This is a genomic window from uncultured Gulosibacter sp. (genome assembly GCF_963509965.1).
GTDB lineage: Bacteria > Actinomycetota > Actinomycetes > Actinomycetales > Microbacteriaceae > Gulosibacter.
In genome coordinates this window covers 151,761-178,403 of record NZ_CAUPDE010000003.1, presented here as the reverse complement: position 1 = coordinate 178,403, position 26,643 = coordinate 151,761, and the positions used below count along the sequence as shown (strand labels likewise).

19 protein-coding genes are annotated in these 26,643 nt (G+C 62.1%); 16 read left to right on the top strand and 3 right to left on the bottom strand.

What is annotated here, in order from left to right:
- Positions 1-28: 28 nt before the first annotated feature.
- From RQ865_RS03980 to RQ865_RS03970, 3 genes are read left to right on the top strand one after another with little or no spacing between them, the layout of a single operon-like run.
- A complete protein-coding gene (locus tag RQ865_RS03980) occupies positions 29-619 on the top strand; it encodes a TetR/AcrR family transcriptional regulator (RefSeq protein WP_311477732.1) in 591 nt (196 codons plus the stop codon).
- The gene (locus RQ865_RS03975) at positions 619-3,531 is read left to right on the top strand and encodes an MMPL family transporter (protein WP_311477731.1); all 2,913 of its coding nucleotides are present in this window, start codon (positions 619-621) and stop codon (positions 3,529-3,531) included. The genes RQ865_RS03980 and RQ865_RS03975 overlap by 1 nt, the downstream gene beginning before the upstream one ends.
- Complete coding sequence (locus tag RQ865_RS03970; RefSeq protein WP_311477730.1) at positions 3,528-5,822, top strand: YhgE/Pip domain-containing protein; 2,295 nt, start codon at positions 3,528-3,530, stop codon at positions 5,820-5,822. The genes RQ865_RS03975 and RQ865_RS03970 overlap by 4 nt, the downstream gene beginning before the upstream one ends.
- 166 nt (positions 5,823-5,988) lie before the next feature.
- On the opposite strand, the gene RQ865_RS03965 is transcribed toward RQ865_RS03970, so the two are convergent.
- Positions 5,989-6,783, bottom strand: a complete 795-nt coding sequence (locus RQ865_RS03965; RefSeq protein WP_311477728.1) for a sugar phosphate isomerase/epimerase family protein — start codon at positions 6,781-6,783, stop codon at positions 5,989-5,991.
- A 61-nt stretch (positions 6,784-6,844) separates the two neighbouring features.
- A complete protein-coding gene (locus RQ865_RS03960) occupies positions 6,845-7,810 on the bottom strand; it encodes a magnesium transporter CorA family protein (RefSeq protein ID WP_311477726.1) in 966 nt (321 codons plus the stop codon).
- A 124-nt stretch (positions 7,811-7,934) separates the two neighbouring features.
- Here RQ865_RS03960 and RQ865_RS03955 point away from each other — a divergent pair, with 124 nt between their 5' ends.
- The 10 genes from RQ865_RS03955 to ilvC all read left to right on the top strand — a co-directional run bounded on the left by RQ865_RS03955 (position 7,935) and on the right by ilvC (position 19,588).
- Entirely contained in the window at positions 7,935-10,934 is a 3,000-nt protein-coding gene (locus RQ865_RS03955; RefSeq protein ID WP_311477805.1) for a Na+/H+ antiporter subunit A, read from the top strand.
- A complete protein-coding gene (locus RQ865_RS03950) occupies positions 10,931-11,425 on the top strand; it encodes a Na(+)/H(+) antiporter subunit C (RefSeq protein WP_311477725.1) in 495 nt (164 codons plus the stop codon). The genes RQ865_RS03955 and RQ865_RS03950 overlap by 4 nt, the downstream gene beginning before the upstream one ends.
- Complete coding sequence (locus tag RQ865_RS03945; protein ID WP_311477724.1) at positions 11,422-13,020, top strand: Na+/H+ antiporter subunit D; 1,599 nt, start codon at positions 11,422-11,424, stop codon at positions 13,018-13,020. Before RQ865_RS03950 ends, RQ865_RS03945 begins: the two co-directional genes overlap by 4 nt.
- Entirely contained in the window at positions 13,017-13,682 is a 666-nt protein-coding gene (locus tag RQ865_RS03940; RefSeq protein WP_311477723.1) for a Na+/H+ antiporter subunit E, read from the top strand. The genes RQ865_RS03945 and RQ865_RS03940 overlap by 4 nt, the downstream gene beginning before the upstream one ends.
- Entirely contained in the window at positions 13,679-13,963 is a 285-nt protein-coding gene (locus RQ865_RS03935) for a monovalent cation/H+ antiporter complex subunit F (RefSeq protein ID WP_311477722.1), read from the top strand. The genes RQ865_RS03940 and RQ865_RS03935 overlap by 4 nt, the downstream gene beginning before the upstream one ends.
- Positions 13,960-14,388: a monovalent cation/H(+) antiporter subunit G gene (gene mnhG, locus RQ865_RS03930; protein ID WP_311477721.1), complete on the top strand. Its 429-nt coding sequence runs from the start codon at positions 13,960-13,962 to the stop codon at positions 14,386-14,388. Before RQ865_RS03935 ends, mnhG begins: the two co-directional genes overlap by 4 nt.
- A 35-nt stretch (positions 14,389-14,423) precedes the next feature.
- On the top strand, positions 14,424-16,127 hold the full coding sequence (ilvD, locus tag RQ865_RS03925) for a dihydroxy-acid dehydratase (RefSeq protein WP_311477718.1): 1,704 nt from the start codon (positions 14,424-14,426) through the stop codon (positions 16,125-16,127).
- Positions 16,128-16,220: 93 nt separating this feature from the next.
- Positions 16,221-17,996 carry an acetolactate synthase large subunit gene (locus tag RQ865_RS03920; protein WP_311477716.1) on the top strand — a complete coding sequence of 592 codons (1,776 nt, stop codon included), beginning with the start codon at positions 16,221-16,223 and terminating at the stop codon, positions 17,994-17,996.
- A gap of 5 nt (positions 17,997-18,001) precedes the next feature.
- Positions 18,002-18,511, top strand: a complete 510-nt coding sequence (gene ilvN, locus RQ865_RS03915) for an acetolactate synthase small subunit (protein ID WP_201521224.1) — start codon at positions 18,002-18,004, stop codon at positions 18,509-18,511.
- Positions 18,512-18,562: 51 nt separating this feature from the next.
- Positions 18,563-19,588 carry a ketol-acid reductoisomerase gene (gene ilvC, locus RQ865_RS03910; protein ID WP_311477712.1) on the top strand — a complete coding sequence of 342 codons (1,026 nt, stop codon included), beginning with the start codon at positions 18,563-18,565 and terminating at the stop codon, positions 19,586-19,588.
- A gap of 385 nt (positions 19,589-19,973) precedes the next feature.
- Here the strand turns inward: ilvC and RQ865_RS03905 are convergent, their stop codons facing one another.
- Positions 19,974-21,683: an amidase gene (locus tag RQ865_RS03905; protein ID WP_311477711.1), complete on the bottom strand. Its 1,710-nt coding sequence runs from the start codon at positions 21,681-21,683 to the stop codon at positions 19,974-19,976.
- Between the two features lie 153 nt (positions 21,684-21,836).
- On the opposite strand from RQ865_RS03905, the gene RQ865_RS03900 reads away from it, so the two are divergent.
- The 3 genes from RQ865_RS03900 to RQ865_RS03890 all read left to right on the top strand — a co-directional run bounded on the left by RQ865_RS03900 (position 21,837) and on the right by RQ865_RS03890 (position 26,628).
- A complete protein-coding gene (locus tag RQ865_RS03900) occupies positions 21,837-23,645 on the top strand; it encodes an ABC transporter ATP-binding protein (protein ID WP_311477710.1) in 1,809 nt (602 codons plus the stop codon).
- 149 nt (positions 23,646-23,794) lie between these two features.
- The gene (locus RQ865_RS03895; RefSeq protein ID WP_311477709.1) at positions 23,795-25,444 is read left to right on the top strand and encodes a DASS family sodium-coupled anion symporter; all 1,650 of its coding nucleotides are present in this window, start codon (positions 23,795-23,797) and stop codon (positions 25,442-25,444) included.
- A 128-nt stretch (positions 25,445-25,572) separates the two neighbouring features.
- The gene (locus tag RQ865_RS03890) at positions 25,573-26,628 is read left to right on the top strand and encodes a 3-isopropylmalate dehydrogenase (protein WP_311477707.1); all 1,056 of its coding nucleotides are present in this window, start codon (positions 25,573-25,575) and stop codon (positions 26,626-26,628) included.
- The last annotated feature ends 15 nt before the right edge of the window (positions 26,629-26,643 follow it).

Genomic DNA, 26,643 nt, shown 5'->3' with positions numbered 1-26,643 from the left:
GGCAGCGCTCAGAACGAAAGGAACCGAGTTGAGCGACAGTAGTGAGCTGCGCGAGCGCATCCGAGAAATAGCGCTCCAGGAGTTTGCCGAAAAAGGATTTTTCGGCTCGTCGCTGGCAGATATTGCCGGGCGCGCCGGATGCACCAAACAAAACGTCATCTATCACTTCGGCAGCAAGCAGGGCCTGCTCGCATCCGCCTGCGAGCGGGTCGATGAGCAGGCCGCCCAGGTGATTCGCGACTATGAAGCCGGAAGACTTGACGATCTGCTGCAAACAATCGTCGACGTGGTCGCTGCCAACCCGTACGGTGTGGCGGCGCTGCTGTTCGACCACGACGCGCTTCCCGAGAATTGTTCACTCACCGGAATTCAAGAGCTGCTCGAACTTGCCGCCCGGGTGTACGCCCCCGGTGATGACACCGCGCTGCTGCGAGTGACGGTCGCCATGACCGGAATTGCGTTTGTGCTGGTATCCGAGGCGCTGAGCAGCCCCGGTCGCCCAAAACCACCCGTTTCGCCCGGTGTTGAACTCAGCTCCGATATAGCCGCGCAGCTGCTGCGCAGCCTCGTGAGCCCCGCATCCGAAACCACCGACCACCAACAGCTTCAGGAGGCGTAATGGCTCTGCTTCTTTACCGAATCGGGCATTTTTCATATCGACGCCACTGGCAGGTGCTGTCGGCGTGGCTGGTGCTATTAGCAGCCGCGCTCACTCTGGGCCTGGCATTCGGCGGCCAGATGGAAGAGAGCTTCGACATCCCCGGCACCGAGTCGCAGAATGCGCTCGACCGGCTCGAACAGGTTTTCCCGCAGGTTGCCGGCGAGAGCGCGCAGGTAGTGGTGGCCGCATCCGACAGCATCGACAACTATCGCGACGAGCTCAACGACATCGCGAAACAGATCGAAGAAGTGCCGCGAGTTGAACAGGCACTCGACCCCTATAGCGAATACGCCACCGGCACGCTGTCTGAAGATGGCAAAGCCGCGATCATCCAGGTGCAATTCGAATCGGTTTCGAAAGACCAGCTTGAAGAACCCGCCGATCAGGTGCGGGAGGTTGCCGATCAGCTGAACGACCACGGTCTCAAGGTCGAATACGGCGGGATGCTGTACCAAAACCTCGAGTACGGTCTCACCGCCACCGAGCTGGTGGGTGTGGCATTTGCCGCAGTGGTGCTATTTGTGGCCTTCGGTTCGGTGGTGGCAGCGGGGATGCCGCTGGCTGCGGCGGTCACCTCGGTGGGGGTGACCATGGGCGTGCTGCTATTCATCACCCGATTCGTCATCGTCTCGAGCGCCACCCCGATGCTGGCGGTGATGATCGGCCTTGCCGTGGGTATCGACTACGCGCTATTCATCATTTCTCGTCACCGCAAACAGCTCGCATCCGGAATGGAAGCGAGTGAGTCGGCGGCGCTGGCAACCGGCACCTCGGGGTCGGCAGTGGTGTTTGCCGGGGCCACCGTGATGGTGGCACTGTTTGGCCTGACCATCGTCGGCATTCCATTCCTCTCGGTGATGGGTATTGCCGCGGCCGCCGGTGTGTTTATGGCGATGCTCGTCTCACTCACCCTTGTTCCGGCGCTGCTCGGTATCGCGGGTGAACGGCTGCGTCCCCGCGAAGGGTCGCGCGTGTGGAAACGCGAAACCGGCCAGAACAAGCGGCCAACCATGGGCCGCCGATGGGTTCGTATCGTGATGCGCGCACCAATCGTATTCGTGCTGCTCGTTATTGGTTTGCTGACCGTTGCGGCGCTTCCGGCTCTGCACATGCAGACCTCGCTGCCAAGTGGTAAGGGCGAGGCCGCAGGCAATACCGCGCGAGACGCCTACGACATTGTGACCGAACATTTCGGTGAGGGCACGAACGGTCCGCTGCTGGTGATGCTCGACATCACTCAGATGGATAACGACCAATTGCTCGACAACCTTGAGAAGATTCGCGACGAGGTGGCCGGTGTCGAAGGTGTTGAGCTGGCGGGAGATGCGCTGCCGAACCCCACCGTCGACTCGGCGATTATCCAGGTCATCCCAACCACCGGGCCCGACGACCCGGCAACTATGGACACGGTGCAGCGGCTGCGCGAGCTGGCCCCTCAGATTGAAGAAAGCTACAACGCCGTCAGCTCGGTGACAGGTATGACCGCCGTGCAGATCGACATCACCGACCGCCTCAACGGCGCACTGCTGCCGTTTGCCGGCGTGGTGGTTGGCATCAGCGTGGTGCTGCTGACGATGGTGTTCCGTTCGCTGCTGGTGCCCATCAAAGCCGCGGTGAGCTTCCTGCTGTCGGCCTTTGCCGCGTTCGGTCTCACCGTGCTCGTCTTCCAAGACGGGGTGGTCGGCGAGATTCTCGGCATTGTGCCCGGGCCGATCATCGCCTTCCTGCCAGTGCTGCTGCTGGCAATCGTGTTCGGGTTGGCGATGGACTACGAGGTGTTTCTGGTTTCGGGGATGCGCGAATCGTACGTGCACGGGCACACGGCACGCGAAGCCATTGAGGAGGGCTTCGCGGGTGCCGCACGCGTGGTGACTGCCGCAGCGCTCATCATGTTCTTCGTGTTCGCGGCCTTCGTGCCTGAGGGAGTGGGTGTGATCAAGGTGATCGCCTTCGGCCTGGCCGTCGGTATCTTCTTTGACGCCTTCCTCGTGCGCATGACACTCGTTCCGGCCCTGATGACGCTGTTCGGTGACCGTGCCTGGAAACTCCCCAAGTGGCTTGAGCGCGAGCTTCCGAACCTCGACATTGAAGGCGAACAACTGCGCGAGCACCTGGATGCAGCCCGCTGGGCAGCCGAACACTCGTCGGGTATTGCCTTCGACCAGCTGCAATTGCGGGCCGGCAAACACGGCACCGAACCGCTCGATGTTGATCTGCCAGCAGGAGGCATCCTGCTCGCCAGTGGTGAGCCGCTCGATCGCAAACTGCTTGCCGACACGATTGCCGGCCGACTCGAACAGGGTAGTGGTGCGGGTCATGTGCTGGGACGTTCACTACCGGGAGATTCGCCCGCGCTCATCTCGCGCGTAACCCGCGTAGATCTCGGCAACCTCGACGACCGCAGCCGCGAACTCGACCTTGGCCAGCTACTGGCCCGCCACGGCGCCTTCGCTACCAAGATGTTCCGTTCCGAGGCCCCGGCAGCGACAACGAACACTGCCCTGCAGCGCGCCAATGAGGTGCTCGCCGCGCTGGGTGAAACCACCCGACTCGACCCCTCAAGCCATCTCGAACTGCTCGAACCGCTGCCGCGCGCGGTGGCGCAGCTGAGCATCGCGCTGGCAGAGCAACCCGAAGTGCTCGTTGTCGACCTCGGTCAGCTCGGCAGCGCATCCAGCCAGTCACTGATCGCCGATATTGTGCGCGCGATCGACCTGCTCGCCGTCAACCACCGCTCCGGCAAGCTCATCACCGTTGTGGTGGGCGGAAGCAACCTCAACCTTCACTCCACCCAAACCGCGCTCGCACATTCAACGAATCAGCGTGAGTCGCGTGAACTTGCGCTGATCGGAAAGGAGCTGCGCTCATGACCATCAAGAATCAATTCGCATCCGCGCGGCTACGCAACTTACTGCTGGCCATCCTGCTGCCAATCATCCTGGTTCTAGTGGGCGCGCAGTCGGTTGCCAGCCCTTCTGAAGCATCGGGTCGGGTGCCCGCGCTCATCGTGAACAACGACGAGATGGTCGAACAGATCAACAAGGATGGCTCGACCACGAAAGTGGTGGCTGGCCGCTTGCTCGTCAGCTGGTTGACCAGCCCCGACAACGCTGGTCAGTACGACTGGCAGCTGGCGAACCCCGAAACGGCACAGCGGCGGCTCGACGAGGGCAGCGCCTATGTGGTGGTGACCATCCCCAGCAACTTCTCGGCATCAATTGTTTCGGCGGGCACCGGCGAACCCAAGCCCGCCAAGGTCGAGATGGTGACCAGTCAGGCACACGACTATCGCACCGGTGAGGTCACGCAGCAAATCTTTAACGGGCTGATTGCCGAGTTTGGTCAAGACATCACGAATCAGATTGCCGTTGGGTTGGCTGATGCCGTGAATGAATCGGCGGATGGGTTGCAGCAGGCAGCCAACGGTGCCGGCAGCCTGGCCAACGGTGCCGGAAAACTCGGCCGCGGCTTCGACCAGTACGCCGATGGTGCTTCGCAATTGGCTGATGGCGCCGGGCAGGGAGCGGACGGCGCCGGGCGACTTGCCAGCGGTGCCCGCGATCTTGACAGCGGTGCGCGGCAGTATGTTGGCGGCGTTGAACAGTATGTCGATGGTGCCTCGCAGCTAGCGGGCGGTGTTGACCGATATGTGGGCGGTGTTGACGAGTATGTCGGCGGCGTGCAGCAGTATGTGGACGGCGTGAAGCAGCTCGATAGCGGGCTGCAGCAGCTTGCCGGGGGTGCCGACCAGCTGCGCGAAGCCAGTGGCCGGATCGACTCGGTGGCCGACCGGCTCGACGGTATTTCGGGCAGTGTTGACCAGGTGCGCCAGCAGTTGGGGCAGGTTGAGGGGGTGCTCGATCGGCTTTCGGCTCTCGACGCGAGCGAGCTGTACGGCATCTGTGACCGCATCGCCGACCCCGATTTGCAGGCCGAGTGTGCCGCGGCTGTGAACACGCTTGCTGAGCAGCTGCAATCGGGCAACTTCAACCCGGCTGATTTGCAGCAGTACCTCGACGAGGCCGACTATGCGCTCGGGCAGCTTTCTGAAGCCGGCCCGCAGCTGAAGCAGCTCTCTGGTGGCCTCAATCAGTTTGCCGATGGTGTAAACCAGGCAGCCGACGGCAGCTCGCAGCTGGCAAGTAACGGTGACCGTCTGGTGGCGGGCGGTAACCAGCTCACCGATGGCGGTAGCGAGCTGCAGGGTGGTGCCAGCCGGCTCAGTAGCGGCGGTCAACAGCTTTCGGGCGCCGGGGGGCAGCTGGTTGATGGCACCTCGCAGCTGGCAGATGGCGCTGGCGAGCTATCGAGCGGGCTCGATCAGCTCGCTGACGGTGCTCAGCAACTGGATGAAAACAGCGGTCAAATCAAGGACGGTATCGGTCAACTGCACGATGGTGCTGGCAAGATGCAGTCGTCGCTGCAAGACGGTGCCGACCAGGCGCGCAGCGCGATCACCGACACCGATCAGTTCGCTGAAATGGTGTCGCAGCCGGTGCAGAGCATCAGCACCGTCACCCACGACCCCGGATTCGGTGGCATCCTCGCCGCGATGCTGGTGCCGGTTGGCGTTTGGGTCGCCGGGTTTGTCACCGCGATTCGGCGGCGGATGCTGACTGACGAACTGCTCGATTCGAGCGCTTCGAATATAAGCATCCTCATTGCCGGCATTCGCCGGGTGTTTACGCCGGTGATGATTGTGGCGCTGGCACTTACCGCGCTGGCGCATCTGGTGATGGATGTTCCGGCGCAGGCGATCGGCGGAACGCTGCTATTCGCGCTGCTGGCCGGCTTCGCATCCTCGGCGCTCCACCTGATGTTTGCCGTGTTCTGGGCGCGCCGTAATGCGGCGATCGTGTCGCTGAGTGTGCTGATTTTGCAGCTGTTGACGCTGCGCGGCGTGATTCCGTTTGAGTGGCGGGCGCCGTGGGTTGGGCAGGTGTCGATGTTCTTGCCCGTTGGGCAGACCTCGGCAGGTCTCCAGGCGATCTATGCCGGCGGGAATGCGGCAACGGTGGTGGCAGCGGTGGCCGGGTTGATTCTGGTGACGCTTGCCGCACTGGCGATCACGGCGGTGGCGATTGGCAGCCGCCGAAAAGCAAAGGTCACCACGCTCGTCGCCGAACCCCGCAGTGGTATTGCGGCACGGCATAAGGCCTAGCCGTAGGGATGTCGTCCTATTGTCGCTGCCCCCCACTAGCAAGTGACCCTCTTACTGCGAAGTGACCCTGTCGTAGGAGGGTCATTTGCCGGTAACAGGGTCACTTAGTGTGGAATCTGGGGTGCTCGTTCAGTTTGATCGGGCACCCCGCCGCCGTTCGTTCCGGTTAAATCGGCCCCAGGTTACGGCGCGCAAACTCGACCGTGCGGCGCAGGATGCGTAGGCGTTCGGTTTCCGATTTGGCACCGCGCGTGTTCACCTCGGCAACCACATGCCCCGACCACTGCGTGTCACGCAAATACTGCAGCGCCTCGGCAACCGGCTGTCCACCCTCGCCCGGTGCGAGATGCTCGTCAAAAATTTTCCCGCTCGACCCGGGAGCCTGGCCGTCACACAGATGGATGTGTCGCAGCCGGTGGGCTGCATCCCGAGTCATCTCAAGACAGTTTTGCCCTGCCAGCGCGGCATGCGAAAAATCAATCGTAATCGAGTCGCAATCCATCTCGATCGGGTTGATGCCGGGGGCATACATGCGGGTGCCGCCGCCACCCATATGCCACGGAAACATGTTCTCGACCGCGAGCGCGACCCCCGAGCCACGCTCGAGCCGGCGAACGATCTCAAGAAAATTCTGCGCATAGGTGGTCTGCCACCGAAACGGCGGATGCACGACCACCACATCAGCCCCCACCTCGCGGGCCAGATCTACCGAACGTTCGAGTTTCACAGTGGGGTTCGTGCCCCACACAAACTGCGTAAAAAACAGCACCGGGGCGTGAATGGCGAGCACCGGCAGATCGTGTTTGCGTGACAGCGCACGAATCGCCGCGGCCGAACGAGTGGCAGCCTCGGTCGACACCATGATCTCGATCCCGTCAAAACCCGCGCGCTTAGCGATTTTGAACGAGGTGTCGAGCGGTTTGCCGAAGGTGCACGAGGTGCTCATGCCAAGTTGAATCATCCCGTGCAGCCTACGGGTGCTTGGTTACAGCTTGGTGCCCGCCCGCTGAACCACCGATCGATCACAGCCAGTTGCTGCGTTTGAACAACCAGTACAGCCCCACACCCATGACCACGAGCAGCACGTTCGACACCCACCACATTTCAACCGAACCGAACCCGGGAAACTCGACGTTCTGCCCGAAATAGCCGGTGACCGCGGTGGGTACCGCAATGATCGCCGCCCACGAAGTGACCTTCTTCATCACCTCATTCATCTGGTTGCCCTGCAACGCCACATTCGTTTCGAGGATCATGCTGATCTGATCGCGCAACCCTTCAGCCCACTCGGCCGAGTGCAGGGTGTGGTCGTACACATCACTGAAATACGGTTCGAGGCCCCGCACCGCCACCCGCGAATCGCTCCGCAGCAGCGTGTTTACCACCTCTCGCAGCGGTAGCGTGACATGCTGCATCCGCTGCACCGAACGACGCAGCACGAACGCGGTTTTCTGCACCTCAAATGTTGCGTTGGCATCGTCAAACATCAGGGCGGTGAGCTCATCGGTGTGATCACTCACCTCGGCCAACACGTCGACGTGCCCGTCAACCACACAGTCGAGCAGCCCCCACACGATATAGCCGGCGCCGCAGCTGATCAGATCGTCATTGGCTTCGAGCCGCGCGACCACCTCGGCCATCGGGAAATCATCCTCGTGCACCGTCACCACCAGATTCGGCAGCAAAAAAGTGGTGCAACGCGCCAGCTGCACCTCGTGTGATTCTTCGAGCCTGGCGGCCGAGAGCGTCATTAGCAGGTGGGTAGAAAATCGTGAGATTTTCGGACGCTCGTGGGTGTTCAGCGCATCCTCGACGGCGAGCTGGTGCAAATCGAGCTTGTCGGCAAGGTGCGACAGCGTCTCGGTGTCGTCGAGGGTGAGATCAATCCAGCCGAAATCGGAGCTTCCCGAACGAATCTCGGTCACAAAATCCGTTGCCGAACCGACCTGCCGTTCGTAGCCATCCGTATAGATCCGAAAGCGCTCCATGCCCTCAGCGTACGTCGACCACGGGATGGATGCCGTGCATTCGCGTAGAGCGAACTGACGGCCGGATCATGCGGCTGCATCGAACCGTTAGGATGTTGTGGGTAACGCGACGAACGGGGGACTCATGCTGGCTTGGCTCGCGGTTTTTCTGATTGCAAGCATCAGCATGCCAGCCCTGCGCCACATCCCCCGCAACGGCGCTTTCATCATCGCCAGTGTGGTTTCAGCAGCCGCCGCAATCTGGCTCGCCACCCTCGCACCCACAGTCATCGCCGGTGGCGTCTACGAGCAGCACGTGCCGTGGATTCCTCTGCTCGACATCAACCTGAGCTTCCGCATCGACGCCCTCAGCTGGATATTCGCGATGATCGTCACGGTGATCGGGGCGCTCGTACTGGCCTATTGCGCCAGCTACTTCAGCACCGATGAACCGGGGCGCGGCCGCTTCGCTGCGGTGCTGCTCGGCTTTGCCGGGGTGATGCTGGGGCTGGTGACCGCCGACAACATCTACCTCATGTTCGTGTTCTGGGAAGCCACGAGCGTGCTGTCGTTCTTGCTGATCGGCCACTACACGGGCCGCCGGGCCGCGCGCGGTTCGGCCATGCAGGCGCTGCTGGTCACCACCTTCGGTGGCCTCGCCATGCTGGTGGGGGTCGTGATGGTGCACTGGGCGGCCGGCACCGCTTCACTGCAGCAGATCGTCGCCGCAGGGCTACCCGATTCGCCATTCGTGCGCACCGCCGCGGTGCTGGTGCTGGTGGGCGCAGCATCCAAATCGGCACTCGTGCCATTCCACTTCTGGCTGCCCGGCGCAATGGCCGCACCTACACCGGTGTCTGCCTATTTGCATGCCGCCTCGATGGTGAAAGCCGGTATCTATCTCGTGCTGCGCTTGCTGCCGAGCTTCGGTGAAATCACCGGCTTCCGCGAAACGCTCATCGTCATCGGCGTGTTCACCATGCTCGTGGGCGGTTGGCGCTCGCTGCGGCAGTTCGACCTCAAACTCATACTCGCCTACGGTACGGTTTCGCAGCTCGGCTTCATGATGACCATCGCCGGTTTTGGCACCAGGGATGCGGCGCTCGCGGCGGTTGCGATGGTGATCGCGCACGCGCTGTTCAAGGCCGCGCTCTTCCTTGTGGTCGGCACGATCGACCACCGCGCCGGCACCCGCGACGCTCGCAAACTCTCGGGAGTGGGCCGCGCCATGCCGGTGCTCACCACGTTTGCGGTGATCGCCGCGGCGTCGATGGCGGGGCTGCCGCCGCTGTGGGGTTTCGTCGCAAAAGAGGCCGCGTTCGGTGCGTTTTTTGACGCCATCAGCACCGGGGATGCCTGGGGTCTCGTCGCGCTGGTGGGTACCGCGACCGGCTCAATCTTTACCGTGGCCTACACGCTGCGATTCCTCTACGGTGCTTTTGCCCGCAAACCCGATCCGGAACTTGCCGAAACCAAGCTGGCTCCCGCATCCGCAATTGACGGTGTGGTGATCGGCACTCTCGTCGCCGCCACCGTGGTGCTACCACTGGCGGCCGTGCAGTGGATCGACCGGCTCATTGCCGTGTATGCCGACACGGTTCCAGCGCTCGACTCTTGGGACCTTGCCCACCTGGCGCTGTGGCACGGCTGGCAACCGGCACTGGCGGTATCGGCCTTCACGCTGCTGTTTGGTGTGATGATGTTTTTGGGTCGCGGCACCGTGGCGCGCATCCAGGCGCTCGTGCCCGCGTGGGTTGATGGCTCAAAGACCTACTGGTTGGCGATGCGCCTGGTCGACCGCGGGGCAGCTCGCGCCACCGCGATGATTCAGCGCGGTTCATTGCCGGTATACCTCGCGTGGATTTTTGGTGTCTCGGTGCTCTCAATCGTGATCAGCGCTGCCCGGGTTGATTTCGCTGAGCTCGACCTCACGCTGCGAACGCCGTGGTGGAGCGTCGTGGTGCTGGTGATCATCCTGATCGCCTCGTTCGCCACTGCGGTCTCAACAAAACGCTTCCAATCGATGGTGTTGGTGGGCGTTACCGGTTACGCGATGGCGGCCGTTTTCGCGCTTTCGGGAGCCCCCGACCTCGCCACCACCCAGGCGCTGATCGAAACCATCTCAATGGTCGTATTTGTGCTTGTGCTGCGCCGACTTCCCGCCCTCCACTCAAAACTCGGCAGCAACCTCTCCAGCTGGGTGCGCTGGACCATCGGTGCGACAGTCGGCCTCGGGATGGGTGTGGTTGCCATCATCGCGCTCGGGTCGCGAGCATTCCCGAGCGACGGGCTGGCGCTGCCAGAGCTCGCAGTCGAGGGCGGCCACGGCGACAACTTCGTGAACGTCACGCTGGTGGATATTCGTGGCTGGGACACGATGGGTGAGTTGCTCGTGCTGGTGGCAGCGGCCACCGGTATCGCGAGCCTCATATACCTGGATGCGCGCCGGTCGCGTCGCGAGCGCGAACTCGCGCGTACCCGCCTGACACCGAAGCAGCGTCGCCTTGAAGCTGAGCGTCAGCGCACCGGCTGGCTACTTGCCGGACACACCATCGGCCCCGACCAGCGCTCAATCGTGGTCGAGATCGTGGTGCGGGTGATCTTCCACGCGATGCTCATCGCCTCGCTATTCCTGCTGTTCTCGGGGCACAACGACCCCGGCGGTGGCTTCGCTGGCGGCGTGGTGGCCGGTCTCGCACTGGTGGCGCGCTATCTCGCCGGCGGCCGCGAAGAGCTCGACTACACAGTGCGCATTGATGCCGGACGCCTGCTCGGCATTGGCATCGTGACGGTGGCGATCACCGTCATCACGCCGATATTTTTCGGCTACCCACCGCTCACCTCGTTCTGGATCGACCAGCAGATCCCGGTAATCGGCCACTTCGTGGTTGTTACGTCAACGTTCTTTGACATCGGTGTCTACCTCGTGGTGATCGGACTGGTGCTCGATATCCTGCGCTCGCTCGGCTCTGAACTCGACGCGCAGGCCGAGGATGAAAACCTCGCCGCCACAAACCTCGCCGCCACCGTGCTCGACGAGGGCGAGCTGCCCGGAGCCGAACCGGTGGCCGACGAACCGATCACCCGCCGCATCCAAATGGTGCGCGCTAGCAGCCCCCGCAAACGGAAGCGGGGTGCACGATGAGCCTCGATATTGCGCTATTGATCGCCATGGTGGCGATGTACACCGTTGGTGTGTACCTGCTGCTTGAGCGCAGCGTCACCCGCATGATTTTCGGGGTGATCCTGCTAGCCAACGCCACCAACCTGCTGCTCTTTCTCACCGCGGGGAAGCCTGGACTGGCACCACTGACCACCGAGGGAGCCGAGCCCGCCGACTACACCGACCCGCTACCGCAGGCGTTCATCCTCACCGCCATCGTGATCGGGCTGGCGACCACCGCCTTCATGCTGGCACTGCTGTACCGCTCATGGTCGCTGGCCCGCGCCGACGTGGTGGCTGACGACCATGAGGACGTCTCACTGCGCGAGGTGGATGTGGAAGCCGACGATGAGGTGTTCGACCTCGACGACGCCGGCGACACCGACTTCGAACCCGAACATCTGCCGGGCGACGAAGAATCACCCACGCCTGAAGACCAGGAGATCGCACTTGATGAGGAGGAGCTCAAATGAACGCGCTCGTTCCTCTGATTGTGCTGACACCGCTCTTTGGTGCCGCGCTCACCCTGACAGCGGGGCGCCGCAGGCGGATGCAGATCACGATTGCCTCGCTGAGCATGGTCGTCAGCCTCGGGGTGGCAGTGGCACTGCTGCTGGCGGTGCAGACAACCGGGCAGCCCCTGGTGATGCAGGTGGGCGGCTGGGCGGCACCATTCGGCATTTCACTCGTCGTCGACCGGCTCTCGGCACTCATGGTCGTGATCACCAGCCTTGTGCTGCTGGCGGTGATGGTCTTCTCGATCGGGCAGGGCAACGTTGATCACGCTGACGAAGACACCGAAGAAGAAACCCCCGTTTCGATCTTCTATCCCACCTATCTGGTGCTGGCAGCGGGTGTGTACAACGCGTTCATCGCCGGAGACCTGTTCAACCTCTACGTGGGCTTCGAGATTCTGCTGGTGGCAAGCTTCGTGCTTATCACGCTCGGCGGCACCGTGACCCGCATCCGAGCCGGCGTCACCTACATCATTGTTTCGCTGGTGTCATCGGTGCTGTTCCTCATCGCTATCGCCATGATTTTTGCGGCCACCGGCACTGTCAATATGGCCACCATCTCAGCTCGGGTGGGGGCGCTTCCCAGCGAAGTGCAGCTGGTATTGCACCTGATGCTGCTGGTTGGGTTTGCGATTAAGGCGGCGCTTTTTCCGCTGTCGTTCTGGCTGCCCGACTCGTATCCGTCGGCACCGGCGCCGGTCACCGCGGTGTTTGCCGGTTTGCTCACCAAAGTGGGTGTGTACGCCATCCTGCGCACCGAATCGCTCATCTTCGCGGCGAACGATATTTCGGTGCTGCTGATGGTGGTGGCGATCGCCACGATGCTCGTTGGAATCTTCGGTGCGGTGGCACAGGCGGGTATTCGCCGGATGCTCTCATTCATCCTCATCAGCCACATCGGATACATGATTTTTGGTATCGCGCTGGGCACCGAGAGCGGCTGGTCGGCGACGGTGTACTACATCATGCACCACATTCTGGTGCAGGCGACACTGTTCTTGGTCACCGGTCTGATCGAGCGTGTGGCCGGAACCTCGACGATCACGCACCTGGGCGGGATGCTCAAACGCGCCCCCACCGTGGCGGTGCTGTTTTTCATCCCGATGCTCAACCTCGGCGGCATCCCACCGTTCTCTGGTTTCCTCGGCAAAGTCGCGCTCTTCATTGCCGGCGCCGAGGGCACCGGGCTCGCAGTGCCGCAGTGGCTCGTGTGGGTAGGGATCGCTGCCGGCGCCATCACCAGTCTGCTCACGCTGTACGCGCTGATCCGCGTGTGGAATCTCGGGTTTTGGCACGAACTCGACGGAGTGGGTGACGTCGAATCGCCACTGACTGTTGTGCTTGAAGAAGAACCTGACGCCGATATCGTCAGGGAGGAGCGCAACAACTCGAAGCTCATGAACTTCGCCACCGGGGGGCTGGTCGCGGTCACTGTGGCGCTCACTATCTTTGCGGGCCCGCTGTTCACGATCGCTGATCAGGCCGGCGCGAACCTGCGTGACTCGGGGGCCTATATCCAGGCGGTCACCGACAAAGAGGGGATCAAACCATGACCCCGCATCACGAAACCACGAGAGCAACCTCACGGCTGCGCACATTCACGCCGTTGGTGATTGTGCTGGTGTGCGTGTGGCTGATCCTCTGGCGGCAGTTCGATGTGATCAGCATCGTCACCGGCATCGCGTTTTCGATCGTTGCGGTGTGGCTGTTCCAATTGCCGAACGTGCAGCTGATCGAGCGCGTCCATCCGCTGTGGCTGATCGTGTTGGCCGGTCGGGTGATCGCCTGGGTGGCGCTTTCATCGCTTGAAGTGGCGTGGCTCACGCTCCGTCCGCAACCGAAACCGAAAGCTTCAATCATCGCCTACCGGATGCGTGCCCGCTCCGACTGGCTGCTCACCCTCGCCGCGCTCATCAATATGTTTGTGCCCGGTAGCGTGGTCGTAGATGTTGACCGCACCCGCGGCATCATCTATCTGCATCAGTTCGCTGCCGAAGGGCCCGAGGGCATCGCTGCCGCACGGCGGGCCGCCTACCGCATCGAGGACGCAATTGCGCTCGCCTTCGCCAGCCACGAAGACCTTCATCTCATCAATCGCTGGCGCGCCGAGCACGATCACCCGCCGCTGTGGGCATCGCGTCGTCAGCGCACATACGAGGCTGCGGTTGAGCGCGACCGATTGCGCCACGAAACCGAGTGGGAGGAGGAGTCATGAGCGCTACGGCACTGATGATCGTGACGCTGATCATCGGCAGCTGCTTTGCTGCCGCCGCCATCCTGTCGGTGATTCGTATCGTTCGCGGCCCGTCACTTATTGACCGGATGGCCGCATCCGACACCCTGCTCACCGTGCTGATGTGCGTGCTCATCGCCGAGATGGTGATTAACGGCCACCTGCACACGCTGCCGCTGGTGGTTGGGTTGGCGATGACCGCCTCGGTCGGCACGCTCGCGGTGGCGCGCTTTGCTTCGCGAGCCGGAAGGCGGAAAAAATGAGCGGAAATATTTGGCTGGATGTGCTGTCGGCGATTCTGCTGATTCTTGGTGCCGCAATGTCGCTGACCGCCGGCATCGGCTTGCTGCGCTTTGATGACATCATGACCCGGCTGCACTCGCAGTCGAAGCCGCAATCATCGGGGCTGATCTTTCTGCTAATTGCGCTTGGGCTGCAGCAGGGCAAATGGGAACTGGTGCCGCTACTGGTGCTCGTGATCGTGTTCCAGATGCTTACCACCCCGGCCGCATCCATTGTGCTGGCCCGCGCCGGGTATCGCTCACGGCACTACGACGGCGTGGATCTTGCGCTGGATGAACTGCGTGACGATGTGCAGCGTGCCGAGCGTGCCACCGGCGTTGAGGAAGAACGTGCCGCGCTTGCCGCGCGCGAAGCCGAATCTGACAATAGCGACCACACCGTATGAGCCAGGGTGTCGGCTGGCGCGACTAGACTGGGTTCATGGCCGAACACGAGATCGATATGAAACCGAAGTCACGCGCTGTTACCGACGGCATTGAAGCCACGGCCGCGCGGGGGATGCTCCGTGCCGTGGGCATGGGCGACGACGACTGGGATAAGCCACAGATTGGTGTCGCGAGCTCGTGGAACGAGATCACGCCGTGCAACCTTTCGCTCGACCGTCTCGCCCAGGCCGCTAAAGAGGGCGTGCACAGTGCCGGCGGTTACCCGCTGCAGTTCGGCACAGTTTCGGTTTCGGACGGTATCTCAATGGGGCACGAGGGGATGCACTTCTCGCTCGTGTCGCGCGAGGTGATCGCTGACTCGGTTGAAGTGGTGATGGAAGCCGAACGGCTCGACGGGTCGGTGCTGCTGGCCGGCTGCGACAAGTCGCTGCCGGGCATGCTGATGGCGGCGGCCCGACTGAAGCTGCCGAGTGTCTTCCTCTACGCCGGCACGATCATGCCCGGCCACGTGCGACTTTCAGACGGCACCGTCAAAGACGATGTCACCATCATCGACGCCTTCGAAGCGGTCGGCGCCTGTAAGGCCGGGCTCATGTCAGAAGAAGACCGCAAGAAGATCGAAGAAGCCATCTGCCCCGGCGAGGGTGCCTGCGGTGGTTTCTACACCGCCAACACCATGGCGGCTGTGGCCGAGGCGCTCGGGCTGTCGGTCCCCGGATCAGCCGCGCCGCCGTCGGCCGACCGTCGCCGCGACTACTACGCGCGCAAATCGGGTGAGGCGGTTGTTAACCAGCTGCGTCTCGGCATCACCACCGCCGATATCCTCACCAAGAAGGCGTTTGAAAACGCTATCGCCGTGGTGATGTGCATGGGCGGGTCAACCAACGCGGTGCTGCACCTGCTTGCCATCGCCCGCGAAGCCGAGGTTGATCTCACCCTCGACGACTTCAACCGTATCGCCGACCGCGTCCCGCACCTTGCCGACATGAAACCCTTCGGCAAGTACGTAATGAACGATGTCGATCACGTCGGCGGTATCCCGGTGGTCATGAAGGCGCTGCTCGATGAGGGCCTAATTCACGGCGACGCGCTCACCTGCACCGGCAAAACTGTTGCCGAAAACCTCCAAGAACTCAACCCCGACCCGCTCGACGGTGAGGTTATCCACACGCTCGACAACCCCATCCACGCAACCGGGGGTCTATCGGTGCTTTCAGGTTCGCTCGCACCCGAGGGTGCGGTCGTCAAATCGGCCGGTTTCGACCTCGATGTGTTCGAGGGGCCGGCGCGTGTGTTCGAGCGCGAACGTGAGGCAATGGATGCGCTCACCCGTGGCGAGATCAAGCACGGCGATGTCGTGGTGATTCGCTACGAGGGCCCCAAGGGTGGCCCCGGGATGCGTGAGATGCTCGCCATCACCGCCGCGATTAAGGGTGCGGGCCTCGGTAAGGATGTACTACTCTTGACCGACGGACGATTCTCGGGCGGCACAACCGGCCTGTGTATCGGCCACGTCGCTCCAGAAGCCTCGGATGGAGGTCCGATTGCATTCGTGCGCGACGGCGATCTGATTCGGGTCAACATTGCAGCTCGCACCATCGACCTACTCGTTGATGGGGCCGAGCTTGCCACCCGGCGAGAGGGCTGGGAACCGCTTCCTCCGCGATACACGCGCGGTGTTTTGGCGAAATTTGCCAAGCTCGTGCGTTCGGCGTCAGAGGGCGCGATTACGGGATAGTGCATCCGGTGCTGCCACCACCACACGTCGGCAGCCGCTCACCGGTGCGTGCGTCCGCAATATTCGACTAACGATCAGGAATGCAGATAGTTCATGTCAACTGAAGCTGACAAGGCAGGTATCGGCGAACGCATCACCGGTGCCGAAGCGGTTGTTCGGTCACTCGAACTGCTTGGCGTGACCGATGTGTTCGGTCTGCCCGGTGGTGCCATCCTGCCCGCATACGACGCGATTCTCGACGCGCGCACGATCAACCACGTGCTCGTGCGTCACGAGCAGGGTGCCGGGCACGCTGCCGAGGGATACGCCACCGCATCGGGCAAAGTGGGCGTGTGCATCGCCACCTCGGGGCCGGGCGCAACCAACCTGGTGACCGCGCTCGCCGACGCCTATATGGATTCGGTGCCGATGCTGGCGATCACCGGGCAGGTGTTCTCAACCCTCATGGGCACCGACGCCTTCCAGGAAGCCGACATTGTCGGCGTCACCATGCCGATCACCAAGCACTCATTCATGGTGAAGTCGCCCGAAGAGATTCCGGCGGCACTGGCCGCGGCCTACGAACTCGCGGGCACCGGTCGGCCCGGCCCGGTACTGGTCGACATCACCAAGGATGCCCAGCAGGGCGAGTTTGAGTTCCACTGGCCGCCGAAGGTTGATCTGCCCGGTTATCGGCCGATCACCAAGGCACACGGCAAACAGATTCTGGCCGCCTGCGAAGCAATCGCCCAGGCAACGAAACCCGTGATCTACGCCGGTGGTGGCATCATCCGTGCCGGCGCATCCGCCGAACTCATCGAATTCGCCGAACGCACCGGTGCACCGGTGGTGACCACGCTCATGGCCCGCGGTGCGTTCCCCGACGGCCACCCGCAAATGCTCGGTATGCCGGGGATGCACGGCACCGTTCCCGCGGTGCTCGCGTTGCAAGAGGCCGACCTGGTGTTCACGATCGGCGCGCGATTCGACGACCGCGTCACCGGCAAGGCCGAACTGTTCGCGCCCGACGCGAAAGTCGTGCACGTCGATATCGACCCCGCCGAAATCTCCAAGATTCGCTTCGCTGACGTGCCCATCGTGGGCGATGCCCACGAGGTGCTCACCGACCTCAACCGGGCTTACAGCACCGAGCGATTCCCCGAACGAGCCGACCTCGAAAAGTGGTGGAACTACCTCGACGGGCTGCGCACCGAGTTCCCGCGCGGCTACACGCCCACCACCGATGGGCTCATCGCACCGCAAAAGGTGATCGAACGCATCAGCGAACTCACCGGGCCCGAAGCCATCTACGCCACGGGCGTCGGGCAGCACCAGATGTGGTCGGCACAGTTCCTCACCCTGCAGCGCCCGGGATCATTCCTCAACTCAGGAGGCGCCGGCACCATGGGGTATTCGGTTCCGGCCGCGATGGGCGCCAAGGTCGCCCAGCCCGACCGGGTCGTTTGGGCGATCGACGGTGACGGATGTTTCCAGATGACCAACCAGGAGATCGCCACCTGCATGGTCAACAACATCCCCATCAAAATCGCTGTCATCAACAACTCGTCGCTCGGCATGGTGCGCCAGTGGCAGACGCTGTTTTACGACGGACGCTACTCGAACACCGAGCTCAACACCGGTCACGGATCGATTCGCGTGCCCGATTTCGTGAAACTCGCCGAAGCATACGGAGCGCTCGGTTTGCGTGTCGAGCACGAAGACCAGATCGACGACGCCATCAAACAGGCGCTGGAAACCAACGACCGCACCGTGGTCATCGACTTTGTCGTATCGGCCGACGCTATGGTGTGGCCGATGGTGCCGCAGGGCGTGTCGAACAGCTTTATCCAGTACGCTCGCGACGCCAGCCCGGCATACCAGGGGGAGTGATAAGCATGCCGAAACACATTCTTTCGCTGCTGGTTGAAGACAAACCCGGTCTGCTTACGCGAGTCGCCGGCCTCTTCGCCCGTCGTGGCTTCAACATCGCATCGCTCGCAGTGGGCCAATCGGAAGTGCCCGGCCTCTCTCGCATGACGGTCGTTGTTGACGTTGATAATTTTCCACTCGAACAGGTCACGAAGCAGCTCAACAAGCTCGTTAACGTGATCAAGATCGTTGAGCTCGAGCCCGACTCATCCGTCGAACGCGAGCACATCCTCGTCAAGGTGCGTGTCGATAAACAGACACGATCTGAGGTGATTGAAGCGGTCAACCTTTTCCGCGCCCGCGTGGTGGACGTCACGCACGACTCGCTGGTCATCGAAACCACCGGTGACAGCGGTAAGGTGCAGGCACTGCTGCGCATGCTTGAGCCGTACGGCATCCGCGAACTCGTGCAGTCGGGGCTCATCGCAGTGGGGCGCGGGCCGAAGTCCATTACCGAACGCGTGGGCCGCGCTTAGGCTACCGTTCGCTATCGCAACAGACATCGAACACTACAAGGAGCACAGCAAATGGCAGAGATTTACTACGACAACGACGCCGACCTCTCGATCATCCAGGGTAAGAAGGTCGCGATCATCGGCTATGGTTCGCAGGGCCACGCGCACGCGATGAACCTCCGCGACTCGGGTGTCGAGGTGGTTATTGGTCTGCGTGACGGATCGAAGTCGGTGAAGAAGGCACAGGAAGACGGCTTCGAGGTGAAGTCGAATGCTGACGCCGCCGCCTGGGCCGACCTGATCATGATCCTCGCCCCCGACCAGACGCAGCGTTCGCTCTACGCTGCCGACATCGAGCCGAACCTGGCACCGGGTAAGACCCTTGCTTTCGCTCACGGCTTCAACATCCGCTTCGGCTACATTCAGGCACCCGAGGGTGTCGACGTGATTCTCGTGGCGCCGAAGGCTCCCGGCCACACGGTGCGCCGCGAGTTTGTTGCCGGTCGTGGCATCCCCGACATCATTGCCGTTGAGAAGGATGCATCGGGCAGCGCCTGGGAGACCGCTAAGTCGTACGCCAAGGCCATCGGCGGCACCCGCGCTGGTGTCATCAAGACCACCTTCACCGAAGAGACCGAAACCGACCTGTTCGGTGAGCAGGCGGTGCTTTGCGGTGGTACCTCGAAGCTCGTGCAGTACGGCTTCGAAACCCTGGTCGAGGCTGGCTACCAGCCCGAGATCGCCTACTTCGAGGTGCTGCACGAGCTCAAGCTCATCGTTGACCTTATGTGGGAGGGCGGTATTTCGAAGCAGCGCTGGTCGATCTCCGACACTGCCGAGTACGGTGACTACGTTTCGGGCCCGCGCGTGATCGACCCGAGCGTGAAAGAAAACATGAAGGCAGTGCTCGTCGACATCCAGTCGGGCGCATTCGCCAAGCGCTTCATCGACGACCAGGATGCGGGCGCGCCGGAGTTCAAGAAGCTGCGCGCTGAGGGCGAGGGTCACCCGATCGAGAAGACCGGTCACGAACTGCGCAAGTTGTTCTCGTGGTCGTCAACCGATGACGACTACACCGACGGTTCGGTCGCTCGCTAGCGATCATCCGAACAGCGGGGCCGCGCATCACGCGCGGCCCTCCTGCTTTTTCCTGCACCTCTGCACCTCCGCCGTATCCCTGTCGCATCCCTGCCGTATCCCTGCCGTATCCCTGTCGCATCCCTGCCGTATCCCTGTCGCATCCAGCCCGCACTCCCGCACCTACGCACCCCTGCGGAAATTTGTTTCCTGGCTGCAGCTGCTTGTGGATTTTTGTTTCCTGGCTGCAAAACATGCCCGTAAGACATACAAATCTGGGTTTTCGGCGCTTTTTGCAGTCAAATTTCTGATTTCAGGAAACAAATTTCCGCAAAAGTCGGGGCCGGGATGCAAGCCGGGGCAGGGATGCGGGGGTCGGGATGCAAGTCGGGGCAGGGATGCAGACCTACAGCCGCGGGGTGCGCGGCGGCTCGGTGCGGCGGGGGCGCAGCGCTTCAAATGCCGCGCCATACCGCAGCAGCGCAATGTCGTCCCAGCCGCGTCCGGCGAAGGTGAGCCCCACGGGCATCCCGATATCACCCATCGTGCCCATGGGCACCGTCACAGTTGGAATACCCAGGTGCCGCCACACGAGATTGCCATTGGCAACCCAGGTGCCATTGCGCCACCCCAGATCAGCTGACGCCTCGTTCACGTCCATATCGGCGGGCCCCACATCGGCCACGGCGGGGAGCACCACACCATCCAGCTGCAGCCCGGCCAGCCACTGGTCGAAGTCGATGCGCCGGGTTTCGTTGAGCCCGCGCACGCCCTCGGGGATCAACGGGATCTCGGTGAGTTCTGGCACCCCCTTGGCGCGCGCATAGCGGGTGTATTCCTGCACATCGAAGTCGAGTTCGGCATACCGGTCGGGGAGGGCTCCTTCTGGATGCGGGAAGATTTTCGCTCCATCAACCTGCGCCATGCTGTTGAGTTTTGGGTCGTCGTTGGCCTGCAGAAACTCATTCCAGGCCCACAGCGACAGTTCGAGTATTTCGCGGTCGAGATAACCTTCGGGTACGAGCCCGCGCGTCCCAATTGTGGGTGCGCCGGGGCGGTCGCCTTCGTAGTTTGACACCACTGGGAAATCGACTTCGACCACTTCGGCGCCGGCGGCTTCGAGGTCGCGTCGCGCCGATTCCCACAGCTCAATAATGGATGCGCGCGTTTGGATGGGCTGCCCGGTGGGGCCGCCGAAACGTGGTTGGTCGCCGGTGCCGGCGAGCGGGTCGGCGTTGATGTACATTCGCGGCACACCGAAACGTTTGCCGCGCAGCACTTCACCGGGTTTGGATGCGGCGAGCGTCGGGTAGCTTTCGGGGCGCAGTTCGCGCACCGGTGGGATGGTGATCCACGGCTGCACGCGCCAGAAGTCACCGCGCGTGGTGTGGTCGTCGGCGACGATCACGTCGAGCACCTCGAGAAGGTCGGCCATGGTGCGCGCGTGGGGCGCGACCACATCCATAGTGGGTACGAGCGGCCAGTTGCCGCGGATCGAAATCACACCCCACGAGGGCGTGTAGGTGCACAGCGCATTGTTCGAGGCTGGCCCGCGGCCTGACGACCAGGTCTCTTCGCCGAGCCCGAAGGCGGCGAAACTCGCGGCGGTTGCGGTGCCTGAGCCGTTGGATGATCCCGACCCGAACGGGGCGGTGAGATAGTCGGCGTTGTAGGGGCTTTCGGCCCGACCGTATACGCCGCGTTGCATACCGCCGTTTGCCATGGGCGGCATATTGGTGAGCCCCAGAAGGATCGCGCCGCCGGCTCGCAGCCGTTCGATTGTGAACGCATCCCGGCCCGCAATCAGGTGTTCGAATGCTGGCGATCCTGCGGCTACGGTTAGTCCGCGTACCGCGTAGCTGTCTTTCGCGGTGAACGGGATGCCGTCGAGCGGCCCGAGCAGAGTGCCGGTGCGGCGGCGCGCATCGGAGGCTTCGGCTTCAGCGAGCGCGGCGGGATTGTCGACGACGATTGCGTTCAACCGGATGCCGGCACGGTCGTAGGTATTGATGCGGTCGAGGTAGGCCCGCACCAGTTCGACACTCGTGACCTGGCCGGTCTCGAGGTCGTGGCGCAATTGCGCGATCGGGGTCTCGACAACGTCATACTTCGCCACTACTCGCCACTCCTTTGTCTGCGGTTGGCCGCTGTGTTGCGTCGCATCGCCGTCACGGCGGTTGCGCACAACGCCTGAACGTTCGTCATTTTGGCAGGGGTGTGGGTGTGGCGCAAATATTGCGCTGTGCCGTCGCGGTGTACAGTCGCCTGGATGCGGTCACTACTACGTCTTATGCGGTTCACGAGCGAGCTTCGTGGCCTGTACCTGGTCATCGTGATCTGCTCGGTGGCGGCAGCTATTGCCTCGTTGACGGTGCCGTTCATTATCGGGGCCGCAACCGATGTCATCGTCAGTATCGTCAATGGCCGGGTCGAGTTTGCTGACGGGATTGTTACCACGCTGTGGCTTGCGGTTGCGTTTTTGGGTGCCGAGCTTGCCGTCACTCTCATCACCTCGGTTGGGGGATGGTTTGGTGATTTGATGAGTGAGCGGATGCGGCAGATTCTGTCGAACCGCTACTTCGACAAGCTGCTGCAGCTGCCGCAGCGTTACTTCGATGACAATCTCACCGGCACGATTGTTTCGCGTCTTGATCGCACGATCACCGAAGTGACGCAGTTTGCGAAAGCGTTTGCGAACACGTTTTTCACCATGCTCATCACCACTGTCGCGGTGCTGGTGATTTCGGGGCTGTATGCGTGGCCGCTGGCGCTGTTGCTGCTGGTTATCTTCCCGGTTTACGTGTGGCTCACCACCCTCACTTCGCGCCGCTGGCAGGTGTATGAGGGTGAGAAGAACGCCGAGGTGGATGCGGCGCGGGGCCGGTTCACTGAGGTGGTGAGCCAGATGCCGGTAGTGAAATCGTTTGTGCAAGAGCGGCGTGAACGCGACTATTTTCATGCTCGGTTTGCGCGCACGGTTGCAGTCACTCGTGACCAGTCTCGGCACTGGCATTTGATGGATGCGCTGCGCCGGGCGGCACTGAACCTCATTTTCTTCGGCATCTACGCGATTATTTTCGTGCTCACCGCGCAGGGTCAGTTCACGCTGGGTGTGATGGTGCTGCTCATTCAGCTGATGAATATGGCGCGGCAGCCGGTGACCATGATGAGTTTTATTATTGATTCGGCGCAGCACGCGCTGGCGGGGTCGCGTGATTATTTCAGTGTGATGGCGCTCGACCCCGACCCTCGGGAGCTGCTCGATGGTGAAGCATCCGGCGATGATGTGGTGGCACAGCCGGGCGCCGCGGCGATCGAGTTTTCGCACGTGAACTTTGCTTACGATTCTGACCCGGTGCTCCGCGATCTGAGTTTTTCGGTGGCGGCCGGTGAACGGATTGCGCTGGTGAGTGAGTCGGGCGGCGGTAAGTCGACGATTGTCAGTGTGTTGCTCGGGTTTTATCCGGTTGCTGACGGTGAGGTGCGGCTGTTTGGTCACAACATCGCCGAACTGCAGATGGCGAAGCTGCGCGAAAAAATCGGTGTGGTGTTTCAGGATGCGTCGCTGTTTTCGGGCACCATTCGCGAAAATATTGCCTATGCTCGCCCCGATGCCAGTGATGCGGAGGTGATTGCGGCGGCGAAACGTGCTAATGCCTGGGCATTTATTGCGCGGTCGCCGCAGGGGCTCGACACGGTTATTGGTGAGCGTGGTCTGAAGCTTTCGGGTGGGCAGAAGCAGCGCATTGCGGTGGCGCGGGCCATGCTGAAGGATGCACCGGTGCTGATACTCGACGAGGCCACTTCGGCGCTCGATACCAAGTCGGAGCGATTGGTGCAGGCGGGTATTGATGAGCTGATGCGTGGCCGCACGAGCCTGATTATCGCGCACCGGTTGTCGACGATCTCGTCGGTTGACCGCATCATTACGCTGCGTCGTGGTGAAATTGATGAGGTGGGTTCGCCCGCCAAACTGGCCACCACCGGCGGTATCTATGCTGAGCTTTTGGCGCTGCAGCAGGAGGGGACTGCTCGCTCAAAGAAAGCGCTGCGTGACCGCTACGGTATTCGCGGTTAGAGCGGGCTCAAGGCTGCCTGCTGCCGTCTTGGTGCTTGCGTCTTCCACTTTCGGGGAACGAATAACGGACGCTAGAATGCCGAAATCGGTGATTCGTGACCGCGACCAGGTGCGGTCATGGCGCCGCAATCACATCGATGGAGATGGTAATGACAGATCCGAAAGTGCCCGACTATCTCGAAGACCTTCGGCCTGATCCGGCTAAGGGACGGGACGTCCACCACAAGTCGCCGGGTGAGCTGAGCCCGGGAATCGATTCGCGTAGCAACACCGTGCGCTGGGTCGGTTTTGCCGGGGGTGTAGTGCTGGCGTGCGCGCTGTTTTTCTTGCTGCCGCACGAGGTCGAGCACAATGCCCGGCTCACCGCTGCGGTAGCTGGCCTCATGGCGGTGTGGTGGATGACCGAAGCGATCCCGATTCCCGCCACCGCGCTCGTGCCGCTGGTTGCCTTCCCAACGCTTTCGGTGCCGGTGATGGTCGATGGTGAGCCCACACCGATTAAGTTCGATGAGATCGGCGCCTCGTACGGTAACAACGTCATCTTCTTGTTTATGGGCGGATTCTTCCTTGCGCTCGCCATGCAGCGCTGGAATCTACACCGGCGTATCGCGCTCGGAGTCATTAAGGTTATGCCGAACAAACCCGGTGCCATGATCGCCGGGTTTATGATCGCCACCGGTTTTCTGTCGATGTGGGTGTCGAACACTGCCACTGCGGTGATGATGCTGCCGATCGGGATGTCGGTGCTGTCGCTGGTGAACCAAGAACTGCACAATCCCGATAGCGACCACCCGAAGACTGGTTCGGTGGCCTACGACGCCGAGGGCAATATCGTCACCGAGGTCGCTGACGCGTTGAAATCAAACTTCGGTGCCGCGCTCATGCTCGGTATCGCCTATGCCGCTTCACTGGGGTCGCTCGGCACCATCATAGGCACGCCACCGAACACTTTCTTGGCTGGCTTCTTGCAAGACAATTACGGTATTGATATCGGGTTCGGGCAGTGGATGCTCGTGGGCGTGCCGCTTTCGATCGCGTTCATGGTACTGTGCTGGTTCTTGTTGGTGAAGGTGCTGTTTAAGCCTGAAATTAAGGACATTCCCGGCGGTAGCGAGCTGATTCGCCGCGAACTCGACAAGCTCGGCCCGATGTCGAGCGGTGAGATCCGCGTGCTTGCCATTTTCGTGCTCACCGCGATCACCTGGATCACTGTGCCGCTGGTGTTCGAGAAACCCGCGATTGGGGATGCCGGTATCGCGATGCTTGCCGGGCTGCTGCTGTTCCTGCTGCCGGCTGGAGCCGAGCGCGGTGTGAAACTGCTCGACTGGCAGAGCGCTAAAGAACTGCCCTGGGATGTGCTGCTGCTCTTTGGTGGCGGGCTCGCACTTTCTGGCATGTTCAAAACTTCGGGGCTCACCGAATCGATTGGTCAGCTCGCCAGCGGCATCTCGGGGCTACCGATTGTGTTGATTGTGTTGGTGCTGGCGGCGGCCATCCTGTTCCTCACCGAACTCACCTCGAATACTGCCACTGCGGCCACTTTCATCCCGGTAGCCGCCGGTATCGCGATGGGGATGGACGTGGATGTGTTGCTGCTTACCGCGCCGGTTGCGCTCGCGGCCACCTGCGCGTTCATGCTGCCGGTGGCGACGCCTCCGAACGCGGTTGCGTACGGTTCGGGATATGTGACCATCGGGCAGATGGTGCGCGGCGGTGTCTGGCTGAATCTGGCCGGCATCGTGCTTATCACGGTCACCTCGATGACGCTGCTCGCGCTGGTATTCGGGCTGACGCTCTAGTATCCGCGCGTCTGCTGACGGCTCGCATCCAATCTCCGGATGCGGGCCGTCGGCCGTTGTGGGTGCGAGCTGCTGGGTGCAGCGGAGTAGGCTAAAGAGAACAAACTTCAGCGCTGAAAGGATGCGGTGTGGCACGCGAGTCTCTAGATTTGGCCATTATTGAGGGCGACGGTATCGGCCCCGAGGTGATTGGTGAGGCCCGCAAGGTGCTGCGATCGGTGCTGCCCGAATCGGTGCGGCTTACTGAAACCGAATATCCCTTCGGTGCCTCGCACTATCTCGCCACCGGTGAGGTGCTCGATGACGATTCGCTTGCGAAGCTGCGCGGGCATGACGCGATCTTGCTGGGGGCCGTGGGTGGTGACCCTAACGACCCGAAGCTGGCTGGCGGCATCCTCGAGCGTGGCCTGCTGTTGAAGCTGCGCTTCGCCTTCGACCACTACATCAATCTGCGTCCCTCCCGGTTGTGGCCGAGTGCGGTGAGCCCGCTGGCGAACCCCGGCGAAATTGATTTCGTGGTGGTGCGTGAGGGCACCGAGGGGCTGTATGTGGGTAATGGCGGCAGCGTTCGCGTGGGAACCGAGCACGAGATCGCCAACGAACTTTCGGTCAACACCGCGCACGGTGTGGAGCGCACCGTTCGCTACGCTTTCGAGCTCGCGATGACCCGCAAGAAGCGCCTCACACTCGTGCACAAGAAGAACGTGCTCGTCTATGCGGGCACGATGTGGAACCGCATCGTCAACGAGGTGGCTACCGAATACCCCGAAGTGATGGTCGACTATCTGCACATTGATGCCGCCACCATCTTCTTCGTGACCAACCCGTCACGCTTCGATGTGTTGGTGACCGACAATATTTTTGGTGACATCATCACCGACCTCGCCGGTGCCGTTACGGGCGGCATCGGCCTCGCTGCATCGGGCAACCTCAACCCCGAGGGTAAGTTCCCGAGCATGTTTGAGCCGGTTCACGGCTCGGCCCCCGATATCGCCGGCACCGGCAAGGCCGATCCAACGGCCGCCATTCTCTCGGTGGCGCTGCTGCTGCGGCACTTCGGTTTCACCGCCGAAGCCGACCGTGTTGAGGCCGCCTGTGAGCGTGATCTGCGCGGCCGCATCGACGCCCCGGCCCGCACCACCGGCGAAATCGGTTCGGCTATTACCGCGCTACTAACCGACTAGCTGCAACGTCGATAA